The following is a 13,266-nucleotide window of genomic DNA, read 5'->3' on the forward strand; positions in this document are numbered from 1 at the left end:
TTCTTGCTCATGTGTGCAGCCGAGATGACAACTGAGAGAATTTGTTGGCACTCAGTGTCTTGCGAGGTGGCACACCGTGCCATACGGTGAAGGTGTCCGGGCGGCCGGCGCGCTGCACACCTCGCGCGTCGGCTGTCCCCGCAAGCCGCCTTGCGCGCCCGGACACCGCCTGCGTCACCAGGCGGGCCACGGCGCTCACCCGCGCCCACGGCCGAGCACCTCCGCCGAACCGACGGCACAGCAGCCAGCCAGCAGCTTTCACCCCCGTCACGAGCCCAGCGTTCCCTCAGGCGTCCCCTCCCGGACGCTTCGCCGGAGGCACCGATGAACGAGATACTTGACGCGATCCTGGCGTCGGACACCAGCCCCCAGGACTTCGCCGCCCTGCGCGTCCCCGAGTCGTACCGCGCGGTGACCGTGCGCAAGGACGAGGCCGAGATGTTCGCCGGCCTCACCACCAAGGAGAAGGACCCCCGTAAGTCGCTGCACGTGGACGAGGTCCCGGTGCCCGAACTCGGCCCCGGTGAGGCCCTGATCGCCGTCATGGCCAGCTCGGTCAACTACAACTCCGTGTGGACCTCCATCTTCGAGCCGCTGCCCACCTTCGGCTTCCTGGAGCGGTACGGCAAGCTCTCCCCGCTCACCAAGCGGCACGACCTGCCGTACCACATCATCGGCTCCGACCTCGCGGGCGTCGTGCTGCGCACCGGCCCCGGCGTGAACGCCTGGCAGCCGGGCGCCGAGGTCGTCGCGCACTGCCTGTCGGTCGAGCTGGAGAGCGCCGACGGCCACAACGACACCATGCTCGACCCGGAGCAGCGCATCTGGGGCTTCGAGACCAACTTCGGCGGGCTCGCCGAGATCGCCCTCGTCAAGTCCAACCAGCTCATGCCCAAGCCGAAGCATCTGAGCTGGGAGGAGGCGGCCGCGCCGGGCCTGGTCAACTCGACCGCGTACCGGCAGCTCGTCTCCCGCAACGGCGCCGGGATGAAGCAGGGCGACAACGTCCTGATCTGGGGCGCGAGCGGCGGACTCGGCTCCTACGCCACCCAGTTCGCGCTGGCCGGCGGGGCGAACCCCATCTGCGTCGTCTCCTCCCCCCAGAAGGCCGAGATCTGCCGGAAGATGGGCGCCCAGGCGATCATCGACCGCACCGCCGAGGACTACCGCTTCTGGAAGGACGAGCGCACCCAGGACCAGCGCGAGTGGAAGCGGTTCGGAAGTAAGATCCGCGAACTGACCGGCGGCGAGGACGTGGACATCGTCTTCGAGCACCCGGGCCGGGAGACCTTCGGCGCGAGCGTGTACGTCACCCGCAAGGGCGGCACGATCGTCACCTGCGCCTCGACCTCCGGCTACACCCACGAGTACGACAACCGCTACCTGTGGATGTCGCTGAAGCGGATCGTCGGCTCCCACTTCGCCAACTACCGCGAGGCGTGGGAGGCCAACCGCCTCATCGCCAAGGGCAAGATCCACCCGACGCTGTCCAGGACGTACCGCATGGACGAGACCGGCCAGGCCGCGTACGACGTCCACCGCAACCTCCACCAGGGCAAGGTCGGCGTGCTGTGCCTGGCCCCCGAGGAGGGCATGGGCGTGCGCGACCAGGCGATGCGCGACCAGCACATCGAGGCCATCAACCGCTTCAGGGACGTCTGATGGGTGGCGAACCCCGCCCCAAGGACCGCCCGTGGCTCATGCGGACCTACGCCGGGCACTCCACCGCCGAGGCGTCCAACGAGCTGTACCGGCGCAACCTGGCCAAGGGCCAGACCGGTCTTTCGGTCGCCTTCGACCTGCCCACCCAGACCGGCTACGACCCCGACCACATCCTCGCCCGCGGCGAGGTGGGCCGGGTCGGGGTCCCGGTCTCCCATCTGGGTGACATGCGGCGGCTGTTCCAGGACATCCCGCTGGAGCAGATGAACACCTCCATGACCATCAACGCCACCGCCATGTGGCTGCTGGCGCTGTACCAGGTGGTCGCGGAGGAGCACGGCGCCGATCCGGCGAAGCTCCAGGGGACGACGCAGAACGACATCGTCAAGGAGTACCTGTCGCGCGGGACGCATGTCTTCCCGCCGGGGCCGAGCCTGCGGCTGACCACCGACATGATCGCGTACACGGTCCACCACATCCCCAAGTGGAACCCGATCAACATCTGCAGCTACCACCTGCAGGAGGCCGGGGCCACTCCGGTGCAGGAGATCGCGTACGCCATGTCGACGGCGATCGCCGTCCTGGACGCGGTCTTCGACTCCGGGCAGGTGCCCGAGGAGCGCAAGGGCGATGTGGTGGCCCGGATCTCCTTCTTCGTGAACGCGGGTGTCCGGTTCATCGAGGAGATGTGCAAGATGCGCGCCTTCGGCCGCATCTGGGACCGGATCACCCGGGAGCGCTACGGCATCGAGAACCCCAAACACCGCCGCTTCCGCTACGGCGTCCAGGTCAACTCGCTCGGGCTCACCGAGGCCCAGCCGGAGAACAACGTCCAGCGCATCGTGCTGGAGATGCTCGCCGTCACCCTCTCCAAGGACGCCCGCGCCCGCGCCGTCCAGCTGCCCGCCTGGAACGAGGCGCTGGGCCTGCCCCGGCCCTGGGACCAGCAGTGGTCGCTGCGCATCCAGCAGGTGCTGGCGCAGGAGAGCGATCTGCTGGAGTACGACGACATCTTCGCGGGCAGCCGCGTCATCGAGGCCAAGGTCGCCGAGCTGACCGGGGAGGCGGAGGCCGAGATCGAGCGCATCCAGGAGATGGGCGGGGCGATGGCCGCCGTCGAGTCCGGCTATCTCAAGGCGCGGCTGGTCGCCTCGCACGCCGCCCGGCGGGCCCGGATCGAGGCGGGTGAGGAGAGGATCGTCGGCGTCAACTGCTACGAGTCCACCGAGCCCAATCCGCTCACCGCCGACCTGGACACCGCGATCATGACGGTGGACCCGGCGAACGAGGCCCGAGTGGCCTCCGCCCTGCACACCTGGCGTGAGCAGCGCGACGCGCACCGCGCCGAGAGCGCGCTCTCGGCGCTCCGCAAGGCCGCCATGGGCACCGACAACCTGATGGCCGCGACGGTGGAGTGCGCCCGCGCCGGGGTCACCACCGGCGAGTGGGCCTGGGCCCTGCGCGAGGTCTTCGGCGAGTTCCGGGCCCCCACCGGGGTCGGCGGGGCGCCCGTGGCCGTCACCGCGGAGGCGGGCAGCCGGCTCGCCGCCGTACGCGAGAAGGTCGGGAAGACCGCGGCCGAGCTGGGCGGCGGGCGGCTGCGGCTGCTGGTCGGCAAGCCCGGCCTGGACGGGCACAGCAACGGCGCCGAGCAGATCGCCGTACGGGCCAGGGACGCCGGGTTCGAGGTGATCTACCAGGGCATCCGGCTCACCCCGGAGCAGATCGTCACGGCGGCCGTCGCCGAGGACGTGCACTGCGTCGGCCTGTCGATCCTCTCCGGTTCGCACGCCGAGCTGGTGCCCGACGTCCTGGAGCGGCTGCGGCGGGCCGGGGCGCGGGACATTCCCGTCATCGTCGGCGGCATCATCCCGGCCGCGGACGCCGCCGCGCTGCGCTCGGCGGGTGTCGCCGCCGTCTTCACCCCCAAGGACTTCGGTATCACGGAGATCATCGGCCGTATCGTCGACGAGATCCGTTCCGCGAACACGCTTCCCGCACTGGAGGTTCCCGCATGACCGCCCCCGACGGCTCCGCGCCCAACCGGCTGCGTCCGCGCCGCTCCTGCCTGGCCGTACCCGGGTCCAATCCGCGCTTCCTGGAGAAGGCGCAGGGGCTTGCCGCCGACCAGGTCTTCCTGGACCTGGAGGACGCCTGCGCCCCGCTGGCCAAGCCCGAGGCGCGGCACACGATCGTGAAGTTCCTCAACGAGGGCGACTGGACCGGCAAGACGCGGGTCGTGCGCGTCAACGACTGGACGACCGAGTGGACGTACCGCGACGTCGTCACCGTCGTCGAGGGCGCGGGGCCGAACCTCGACTGCGTCATGCTGCCGAAGGTGCAGGACGCTCAAGCGGTGGTGGCGCTGGACCTGCTGCTGACCCAGATCGAGAAGACGATGGGCTTCGAGGTCGGGCGGATCGGCATCGAGGCGCAGATCGAGAACGCGCGGGGCCTGAACAACGTCAACGAGATCGCGCAGGCTTCCCCGCGGGTGGAGACGATCATCTTCGGCCCGGCCGACTTCATGGCGTCCATCAACATGAAGTCGCTGGTCGTGGGCGAGCAGCCGCCCGGCTACCCGGCGGACGCCTACCACTACATCCTGATGAAGATCCTGATGGCCGCGCGCGCCAACGACCTCCAGGCCATCGACGGCCCCTACCTCCAGATCAAAAACGTGGACGGCTTCCGCGAGGTGGCCGGGCGCGCGGCGGCGCTCGGCTTCGACGGGAAGTGGGTGCTGCACCCGGGCCAGGTGGAGGCGGCGAACGAGGTCTTCTCACCGTCGCAGGAGGACTACGACCACGCCGAGCTGATCCTCGACGCGTACGAGTACTGCACGTCCGAGGCGGGCGGCAAGAAGGGCTCGGCCATGCTGGGCGACGAGATGATCGACGAGGCCAGCCGCAAGATGGCGCTGGTCATCGCGGGCAAGGGCCGTGCGGCCGGGATGGCCCGTACGTCCTCCTTCGAGCCCCCGGAGGCGTGAGCACGATGCAGTTCGGCCGCACTTACGAAGAGTTCACGGTGGGCGACGTCTACCGGCACTGGCCGGGAAAGACGGTCACCGAGTACGACGACCATCTCTTCTGTCTGCTCACCATGAATCATCACCCGCTGCACATGGACAGCAACTATGCCGAGAAGACGACCGATTTCGGCAAGAACGTGGTGGTCGGTAACTACATCTACTCCCTGCTGCTCGGGATGTCGGTGCCGGACGTCTCCGGAAAGGCCATCGCCAACCTGGAGATCGAGTCACTGAAGCATGTCGCGCCGACCTTCCACGGCGACACTCTCTACGGCGAGACCGAGGTGCTGGACAAGACGCCGTCGAAGTCCAAATCCGACCGGGGAATCGTGCACGTGGAGACGAAGGGCTACAAGCAGGACGGCACCCTCGTGTGCGTCTTCCGGCGGAAGGTGATGGTGCCGACCGCCGCGTACATCAAGGAGCGGGGCGGCGAACAGCCGGGCCGCCCGGAGCTGGGAGGGCAGTGATATGGGCCGTCTGGCGCAGACCGAGGGACTGACCGACATCCAGCGGGAGATCCTCGCCACGGTCAGGGAGTTTGTCGACAAGGAGATCCTGCCGGTCGCCACCGAACTGGAGCACCGCGACGAATATCCGACCCGGATCGTCGAGGGCCTGAAGGAGCTGGGCCTCTTCGGGCTGATGATCCCGGAGGAATACGGCGGACTCGGTGAGTCACTGCTCACCTACGCACTGTGCGTGGAGGAGATCGCCCGCGGCTGGATGAGCGTCTCCGGCATCATCAACACGCACTTCATCGTGGCGTACATGCTGAAGCAGCACGGCACCCAGGAGCAGAAAGACTATTTCCTGCCCAAGATGGCGCTCGGGGAGATCCGCGGCGCCTTCTCGATGTCGGAGCCGGCACTCGGCTCCGATGTGTCGGCGATCACCAGCAAGGCGGTGCCGGACGGCGACGAGTACGTGCTGACCGGCCAGAAGATGTGGCTGACCAACGGCGGCACCTCCACGCTGGTGGCGGTCCTGTGCCGGACCGGCGAACCGCGGGAGGGTGTTCCTCCGCACAAGTCCATGACGACCTTCCTGGTCGAGAAGGAGCCGGGCTTCGGCGAGGTCCGGCCCGGGCTGACCATTCCCGGCAAGATCGAGAAGATGGGCTACAAGGGGGTCGACACCACCGAGCTCATCATGGACGGACTGCGCATTCCGGCCGATCGGGTACTCGGCGGAGAGACCAACCGCGGTTTTTACCAAATGATGGACGGAGTGGAGGTCGGCCGGGTCAATGTGGCCGCGCGGGGCTGTGGCGTGGCACAGCGCGCATTCGAGCTGGGCGTTGCGTACGCACAGCAGCGGCACACCTTCGGCAAGCCGATCGCCCAGCATCAAGCCATCCAGTTCAAACTGGCCGAAATGGGAACAAAGGTCGAGGCGGCTCATGCGATGATGGTCAATGCGGCCCGCAAGAAGGACGCGGGCGCGCGCAACGACCTCGAAGCGGGAATGGCGAAGTACCTGGCGTCCGAGTACTGCAAAGAGGTCGTGGAGGACGCCTTCCGCATCCACGGCGGGTACGGCTTCTCCAAGGAATACGAGATCGAGCGCCTCTACCGTGAGGCACCGATGCTCCTCATCGGCGAAGGTACCGCCGAGATTCAGAAAATGATTATTGGACGACGACTGCTGGAGGATTACCGAACCCACGGCTGATGTCCCTTTTGGGGCGGTATCCACGAGAAGAAGGTCACACCGCGCCATGGGTCTTCGGCCACTGACAAGCCACCGACAGGCCCTGGCGCTTGCCCAGTTACCGCTCGCAACCGATACCATCCCGGGAAAGCCGCCGTCCCCAGTCTTGCGTCGCGGCATCCTCCGCTACGAAGGTCATCCATGCCCCACAGCCAATCCTCTGCACAACGCGGCCGCGTCCGCCTCGCGCGCGGAGCGTCGCCGTGGCTCCTCCCGACCGTCGCCACGGCGGCGGTCAGCCTCACCCGCGCCCGTCGCTCCGGACGCTGGGCGGCAGTAGCCGTGCCCGCCACCGCGCTCGCGGCGGGCATGCTGTGGTTCTTCCGCGACCCCGAGAGAGAGATCACTCAGGGCCGCGTCATCTCCCCGGCCGACGGCGTGGTGCAGAGCATCATGCCGTGGAAGGACGGGCGCACCCGCGTCGCGATCTTCATGAGCCCGCTCAACGTCCATGTGAACCGGGCTCCGCTGGCCGGCACCGTGACCTCCGTGGAGCACATCCCGGGCGGCTTCGTTCCCGCGTTCAACAAGGAAAGCGAGAACAACGAGCGGGTCGTCTGGCACTTCGACACCGAGCTGGGCGACATCGAGATGGTCCAGATCGCCGGGGCGGTCGCCCGGCGTATCGTTCCGTACGTGCCGCAGGGCACCAAGGTCGAACAGGGTGAGCGGATCGGTCTCATCCGCTTCGGCTCGCGCGTGGACGTGTACCTCCCCGAGGGCGTCGATGTCGCGGTCGAGGTCGGCCAGGCCACCACCGCGGGGGTGACTCGCCTTGACCGTGATTGATCCCGACACCCAGGCCGCCTGGGTCCCCGAGGCCGACATGGACGCCGCCGACGAGACGGACGACATGCCCCTGTCGACCCGGCTGTCGATAGCGGACACCCTGACCCTCGGCAACGCCACCTGTGGCTTCCTGGCGGTCTACTTCACCACCACCGGCGTCCTCATCCCGCACCTCACGGGCAGCGAGGACGGCGGCATGACCCGTCACAGCGCCGCCTCCGCGGTCATGCTGATGCTGCTGGCGTCCGTCTTCGACCTCTTCGACGGGCTCGTCGCACGGAAGCTGCGCAGCTCGGCCATGGGCGCGGAGCTGGACAACCTCTCCGACCTGGTCAGCTTCGGGCTCGCCCCGGCGTACTTCGTCCTCGTCTGGGGCATGGTCGCCGACGACGCCTACCAGCGGGTCTCGGTGGTGGGCGCCATCGTGGTGCTCCTCGCGGTCGTGCTCCGGCTGGCCAGATTCTCCTGCGTCACGCTGCGCGACGGCGTCTTCCAGGGCATGCCGAGCCCCTTCGGGGCGCTCACGGTCGTCTCGGTCGTCCTGCTGGGCCTGCCCTTCGTGCCGACCCTGCTGGCGATCATCGGCATCGCCTGGCTCATGGTGAGCCGCGTCGAGTACCCCAAGCCGCGCGGCCGCCTCGCCGTGGCCATGCTCGGCTGGATCGTCACCAGCATGGCGCTGCTGTCCGCCTGGGCCTTCCAGGCCCCCGGCGGCGAGCTGCTCCTGCAGTCGGCGTGCGCCCTGCAGGTCGTCATGGGCGCGGTGATCCCCCTCTTCGCCACCGCCCGCCGCGTCAACGCCTTCCGCGACAACCGCCGCGAGGCGAGGGCGGCGCAGCTGCCGTAGCGGCTGTCGCAGCGGTCGGAAAAACGCCGTGGGGCCCGGGCTTCTCGCTCGGGCCCCACGGCGTTTTCCGGGTTGCGACCGAAACTACGGCCCCACGTCGAGGACGCGCACCGGCCGCCCCTTCCACTCGTCCGCCGCGGCCGTCGCGACCCTCGCGCCGTCGGGGCGCTCAGGAGTCGGTTGGGCCACGTAGGCGGTGTGGGCGATCGCCCATCCGGCGGTATCGCCCGCTACCGCGAGTACGGCTGGAAGGTCCAAGTCGAGGACCGTGAGGCCGGGCAAGGCGGCCATGTGCTCAGCCGTCCCGGGGCGGGCCCGATCGGCCTCGACGAGGGCACAGGCCGGGGCGTAGAGGAACCAGCCCGGTTCGGCGTGAGCTCGGTGGATCAGGCGGGAGAGCAGGATGCTGCCACGCCCGGCGGCCACCATGGCCGTGTCGTCCAGCACGACGTGCAGAGCATCGGTCACCGGGGAGTCGCCTCCGCCAGACGCCGATCCAGCTCAGCGTCCAAGTCGGCCACGTCGGCCTCGCTGGGGTCGTAACCGTTCCACTCCCGCAGAACGGCGCGAGCCCGCTCGGCGCGCTCGGCACGCTCGGCGGGGGTCAGCACGGTGTCGGCCAGGCGCGCCAGATAGGCGCGTAGGGAGAGCCCCTCCGAAGCCGCTATCTCGGCAAGCCGATCTCGCGCCTCTTTCGGGATACGGATGGTGGCATCGGCCATGGTGAGGCTCCTTCCCTACTCGACGCAGGGTACGGGTACGCACCCGCACCCGTACCCTGGCTGAGCGGAAGGGGCGGACCTCAGGACAGGAAGTCCCTCGCCAGACGCTCCGCGGCCCGCTCCAGCAGCGGGCCCGCTTCCGCGATGCAGCGGGCCGCGTCCGGCTCCAGGTCGGTCAGGGGGTACGCGCGGCGGATACCGGCGCCGCCCAGGGCCGCCGGGGAGAGGGCGAGGCGGCCGCAGACCGCGACCACGTCGATGCCGCGCGCCCGCGCCGCCGCCGCGACCCCCGCCGGGGCCTTGCCGTGCAGGGTCTGCTCGTCCAGCGAGCCCTCCCCCGTGATCACCAGGTCGGCGCCCTCCAGCGCGGCGGCGAAGCCCAGGACGTCCAGCATGACGTCGATCCCGGGGCGGAACGCCGCGTCGAGGCCCAGCAGCGCGCCGAAGCCGATGCCGCCCGCGGCGCCCGCGCCCGGCGCGGCCGCGTACTCGGCGGCGCGGGCCCCCACGGTGCGCTCCAGGACCCGTACGTACTGCGTGAGGGCGGAGTCCAGGGCCGCCACATCGGCCTCGCTCGCGCCCTTCTGCGGGCCGTAGACCGCCGCCGCGCCCTTCGGGCCGGTCAGCGGATTGTCGACATCGCTGGCCAGCACCAGCTCCGTCGCCGCCAGACGCGGGTCGAGGCCGGAGAGATCCGCCGTGGCCAGTTCGCCCAGCGGGCCGCCGCCCGGCGCGACGGGCGTGCCGTCGCCCCGCAGGAAGCGCGCGCCGAGCGCGCTCAGCATTCCGGCGCCGCCATCGGTCGTGGCGCTGCCGCCGACGCCGAAGACGATCGTGCGGGCACCCGCGTCGAGCGCCGCCCGCAGCAGCTCACCGCTGCCGTACGTGGTGGCGGTGAGCGGCGCGAAGACCCCGTCCGGGAGGTGCCGCAGCCCGGACGCCTCGGCCATCTCCACCACGGCCGTGCCGTCGCGCAGCGCGTACGCCGCCGTGACCGGGGCGCCGAGCGGCCCGGTCACCCGCGCCTCGCGCCGCTCGAACCCGGCCGCGACCGCCGCGTCCACCGTGCCGTCACCGCCGTCGGCGACCGGCAGCGCGTCGATACGGAGCTGATCGGCCCCGCCGGACCAGCCGCGCCGCAGCCCCGCCGTCACGCGTTCGGCGACCTCGACGGCCGTGAGCGAGCCCTTGAACTTGTCGGCGGCGATCAGCACCCGCGTCGGGGGCGTCGCCTGCCCCTGCGCCCACGTCTTCACCTCTGCCTCCGCCTCGGCCTTCGCAGCGTCCGTCACCCTGGTACCCCTTGCTGTTCGCTCAGGCAGTCGAAGCCGCCCCGACCCTATCCGCTGGAACGGCCACCCGGTACACCCTCATCATCCGGGTACATCTGACACATGGGCCACAGCGGCAGCGCACTCGCGGACCGGATCCTCGGCGGCTGGCTCGGCCGCGTCGCCGGGAACATGCTGGGCAAGCCCATCGAGCGCGGCGACCAGTGGACCCGCGACCGCATCGACCGCTATCTGCGCCGCGCCGACGCCCTCCCGCTCACCGACTACCTGCCCGCGCTGGAGCCGCCACCGGACCCGGTGGAGTTCGAGCTGCGCCCCGAGTGGCAGGAGTGCGTCCGCGGCCGGATCCACGGCAGCTGCCGGGACGACGACATCGACTACACCGTCCTGGGCCTGCACCTCCTGGAGACCCACGGCTTCGGGTTCACCACCGAGCAGGTGGGCGAGATGTGGCTGCTGCGGCTGCCGTACCTCCAGACCTTCACCGCCGAGCGGGCCGCGTACCGCAATCTCGCGGCCGGGGTACGGCCCCCGCTCACCGCCACCGTCGACAACCCCTACCAGGAGTGGATCGGCGCCCTGATCCGCGCCGACATCCACGGCTGGGTCAACCCCGGCAATCCGCCCCGCGCCGCCGCCATGGCCCGCCGCGACGCCGTACTGTCGCACACCGGCAACGGGGTGTACGGGGCGATGTGGGCGGCCGCGCTGATCGCCGCCGCCTTCTCGGCCGACGGCCCGCGCACGGCGGTCGAGGCCGCCCTCGGCCGCGTCCCGCCGCGCTGCCGCCTGGCCCGTACCGTGCGCCGCGCCGCGTCCCTGTACGACGCGGGCGTGGCCTGGGAGGACGCGCTGGAGCAGCTGGAGCGCGAGACCAGCGGCCTGCCCTGGATCCACACCGTCCCGAACGCCGCCGTCCTCACCGCCGGGCTCCTGTACGGCGCGGGGGACTTCACCACGACGATCGCCCTGACCGTGCGCGGCGGCCTGGACACCGACTCCAACGGCGCCACCGCCGGATCCGTCGCGGGCGTGCTGTGCGGCGCGGCCGCCATCCCGCCGCAGTGGACGGAGCCGCTTCAGGACCGGATCCGCAGCGCCGTCTACGGCTTCGACGCCGCCCGCATCAGCGACCTCGCGGCCCGCACCCACCGCCTGGCGCTGCGGTAGTCCTACGCGCACCGCCCACAGTGTGCCGCTGCCGTCGAGAATCACGATCGAGTCGCCGCTCGCGGCAGGCTCGCTCACGGTCGTGCTGTCGAACTGGCCCGTCCAGAGCGTGCGGCCGTGCTCCGCTCCGACGCTCCGCACGCTGGTCCAGCGCCGGAACACCCGTGCCCGCTCCGTCTTGGAGAGCAGGGCGTATGTGCCCGTGGTCCGCACCCTCCGGGGGTCGGCGCGCCACCGCCTCGTGCCGTCGTCGGCGGCCAGGCACACCGGTCCCGATCCGGTGGTCAGGACGAACCCGCCCGCCACGCTCGTCGTCGCCTGGTCCTCCAGGTCCACCTCCTGGTACGTACGGCCGTAGGTCCAGGTCTGCTCGCCGGTGAGCCCGTTCAGCGCGGTCGGTTTCCGGCGGGACCCCTCGGCCGGCGGAAGGAACACCGTGGTGCCCGACACCAACTCGTCGAGCGGCTGGAAGGCCCCGGTGGTGGAGGTGTCCGGTTCGGTGTTCCGGAACGGGCTCCGCCACATCACCTCACCGGTGTCCGCCGCGCGGCAGACGAGGTCGACGGGGACTGTCCTGCCGTCCTCGTAGCAGAGCAGGCCCTCGCCCGGGGGCTGCGCGAGGTCGCCCCGCGGCTGGAAGCCGGAGCGTGTCCACAGCACCTTGCCCGTCCTTCCGAGGACCGCCTTTCCGCCGCCGCAGAGGATCAGGTCGCCGGCCGGGACCCAGGCGGAGACGCCGGGCACGAGGCTGCTCGGCGCGGGAGGCGGATCGTGAAGGTGCGCCGTGACATACCCGAGGGTGTCCGGGGCGTCGAACGGCAGCCGTCCGGTGAGCAGTTCGAACAGCACGCACCCGAGGGAGTACAGGTCGCTGCGCTGCTCGGGGCGCCCGCGTGCCTGCTCCGGCGCCATGTACGCGGCCGTGCCCACCATGAACCCGGTGTGGGTCAGCCGGTCGCCGGTAGCCGAGGGGTCGGCGGCGCGGGCGATCCCGAAGTCGAGCACCTTCAGGATGCCCGAGGCCGCGACGAACAGATTCGCGGGCTTGGTGTCGCGGTGGAGGATCCGAGCGGCATGCGCCTCACTCAGGGCGTCACACACCTGCGCCCCCCCACTGCGCCACCTCCTCCTCGCCGACCGGTCCGCGCCGGACAACGGCGTCCAGGCCCTCGCCCCGGAGCAGTTCCATCACGAGGAACGGCGTCGTGCCCTCGCCGGTGGCCGGCGGCGAGGAGGCCAGGAGGCCACGGCGCCCGTCAGTCCGTCAGTCCGTCGCCAGATCCCAGGCGTTGCCCATCCAGCCCTCGTGGCTGCCGAGGAGGGCGACGAGGGCGGCGGTGACGCGGGGGTCCCACCAGTCCGCGAGCACGTCCAGCTCGAAGGCGCTGCCGGGGCCGCTGTGGAAGTCCAGGACGATCCGGCGGTCGACTCGCCACTTGGTGCGGCGCGGCGGGCGGGCGACGTCACCGCTGCCACCGATGACGCTGCCGATCGCGATGGCCAGCTGGAGCGGCGAGATCAGCCACCACATGAACCACCAGAAGGGCCGCCCCTTCAGCCCGACCGCGGGCTGTGCGCCCGCCTGCCGGACGGTCCAGCGGGTGCGGACCCGACCGCCCCGCATGGCCGGTTCGCGGGTGATGAGGGCGAGGGATTCACCGGCGGCGCCCAGCACCTCGTACGTGGCCGGGCCGCCCTTGACCGCCGACTTGGTGCCCACGTGCGCGAACACCTGCTGCCGGTAGTGGTCGGCCCAGAGGGTGAAGGCGCGGGTGCCGTCCTTGCGGGCGGCGCGGTACGCCTTCAGGTCGCCGCCGGGCGGGTCGCGGCGCTCGGGGAAGGCCAGGGGACGGACGGCGCGGTCCGGCGCGGGGGCCGAGTCGGAGACGCGTATCGTCCGGGTGACCCGCCCGTCGTTCGGCGGTTGTTCGTCCTTGCTCAGGGTCTGACCGCTCAGCCACAGGTATTGGCTCATTCCCGTATTCCCCCGTGTGCCACGTTGACCTGGTGTTCGCAGCGGACTCTATCGGTCCGGTT

General features: G+C 70.7%; 12 protein-coding genes and 1 pseudogene. 8 read left to right on the plus strand and 5 right to left on the minus strand.

Annotated features, from left to right (window positions below; genetic code table 11):
- Positions 1–324: 324 nt before the first annotated feature.
- The 7 genes from ccrA (at position 325) to pssA (ending at position 8,045) form a co-directional block, all read left to right on the plus strand.
- A complete protein-coding gene (gene ccrA / locus ASC60_RS10385) occupies positions 325–1,662 on the plus strand; it encodes a crotonyl-CoA carboxylase/reductase (protein WP_055549213.1) in 1,338 nt (445 codons plus the stop codon).
- Complete coding sequence (locus ASC60_RS10390) at positions 1,662–3,680, plus strand: protein meaA (protein ID WP_055549215.1); 2,019 nt, start codon at positions 1,662–1,664, stop codon at positions 3,678–3,680. The genes ccrA and ASC60_RS10390 overlap by 1 nt, the downstream gene beginning before the upstream one ends.
- Entirely contained in the window at positions 3,677–4,654 is a 978-nt protein-coding gene (locus ASC60_RS10395) for a CoA ester lyase (protein ID WP_055549217.1), read from the plus strand. Before ASC60_RS10390 ends, ASC60_RS10395 begins: the two co-directional genes overlap by 4 nt.
- Positions 4,655–4,659: 5 nt before the next feature.
- Positions 4,660–5,166 (plus strand): MaoC family dehydratase, encoded by a 507-nt coding sequence (locus tag ASC60_RS10400; protein WP_055549999.1) that lies wholly within the window; start codon positions 4,660–4,662, stop codon positions 5,164–5,166.
- Position 5,167: 1 nt separating this feature from the next.
- On the plus strand, positions 5,168–6,370 hold the full coding sequence (locus ASC60_RS10405) for an acyl-CoA dehydrogenase family protein (RefSeq protein ID WP_055549219.1): 1,203 nt from the start codon (positions 5,168–5,170) through the stop codon (positions 6,368–6,370).
- Positions 6,371–6,550: 180 nt separating this feature from the next.
- Positions 6,551–7,198: a phosphatidylserine decarboxylase gene (locus ASC60_RS10410; protein ID WP_009714172.1), complete on the plus strand. Its 648-nt coding sequence runs from the start codon at positions 6,551–6,553 to the stop codon at positions 7,196–7,198.
- Positions 7,185–8,045, plus strand: a complete 861-nt coding sequence (pssA, locus tag ASC60_RS10415) for a CDP-diacylglycerol--serine O-phosphatidyltransferase (protein ID WP_199830917.1) — start codon at positions 7,185–7,187, stop codon at positions 8,043–8,045. Before ASC60_RS10410 ends, pssA begins: the two co-directional genes overlap by 14 nt.
- Before the next feature lie 84 nt (positions 8,046–8,129).
- Here the strand turns inward: pssA and ASC60_RS10420 are convergent, their stop codons facing one another.
- From ASC60_RS10420 to ASC60_RS10430, 3 genes are all read right to left on the minus strand, one after another.
- Positions 8,130–8,513: a hypothetical protein gene (locus ASC60_RS10420; protein WP_199830918.1), complete on the minus strand. Its 384-nt coding sequence runs from the start codon at positions 8,511–8,513 to the stop codon at positions 8,130–8,132.
- Positions 8,510–8,767, minus strand: a complete 258-nt coding sequence (locus ASC60_RS10425) for a hypothetical protein (RefSeq protein WP_055549223.1) — start codon at positions 8,765–8,767, stop codon at positions 8,510–8,512. The genes ASC60_RS10420 and ASC60_RS10425 overlap by 4 nt, the downstream gene beginning before the upstream one ends.
- 80 nt (positions 8,768–8,847) lie before the next feature.
- Positions 8,848–9,981 carry a glycerate kinase gene (locus ASC60_RS10430; protein WP_055550004.1) on the minus strand — a complete coding sequence of 378 codons (1,134 nt, stop codon included), beginning with the start codon at positions 9,979–9,981 and terminating at the stop codon, positions 8,848–8,850.
- Between the two features lie 180 nt (positions 9,982–10,161).
- Here ASC60_RS10430 and ASC60_RS10435 point away from each other — a divergent pair, with 180 nt between their 5' ends.
- A complete protein-coding gene (locus ASC60_RS10435) occupies positions 10,162–11,229 on the plus strand; it encodes an ADP-ribosylglycohydrolase family protein (protein ID WP_055549224.1) in 1,068 nt (355 codons plus the stop codon).
- A 66-nt stretch (positions 11,230–11,295) separates the two neighbouring features.
- Here the strand turns inward: ASC60_RS10435 and ASC60_RS44000 are convergent.
- A pseudogene (locus ASC60_RS44000) lies at positions 11,296–12,330 on the minus strand (PQQ-binding-like beta-propeller repeat protein); the annotation flags it as partial.
- A 163-nt stretch (positions 12,331–12,493) separates the two neighbouring features.
- Positions 12,494–13,204, minus strand: a complete 711-nt coding sequence (locus ASC60_RS42735) for a hypothetical protein (RefSeq protein ID WP_107097038.1) — start codon at positions 13,202–13,204, stop codon at positions 12,494–12,496.
- Between the last annotated feature and the right edge of the window lie 62 nt (positions 13,205–13,266).

The sequence above is a fragment of the Streptomyces sp. NBRC 110028 genome (assembly GCF_001417735.1).
Taxonomy (GTDB): domain Bacteria; phylum Actinomycetota; class Actinomycetes; order Streptomycetales; family Streptomycetaceae; genus Streptomyces.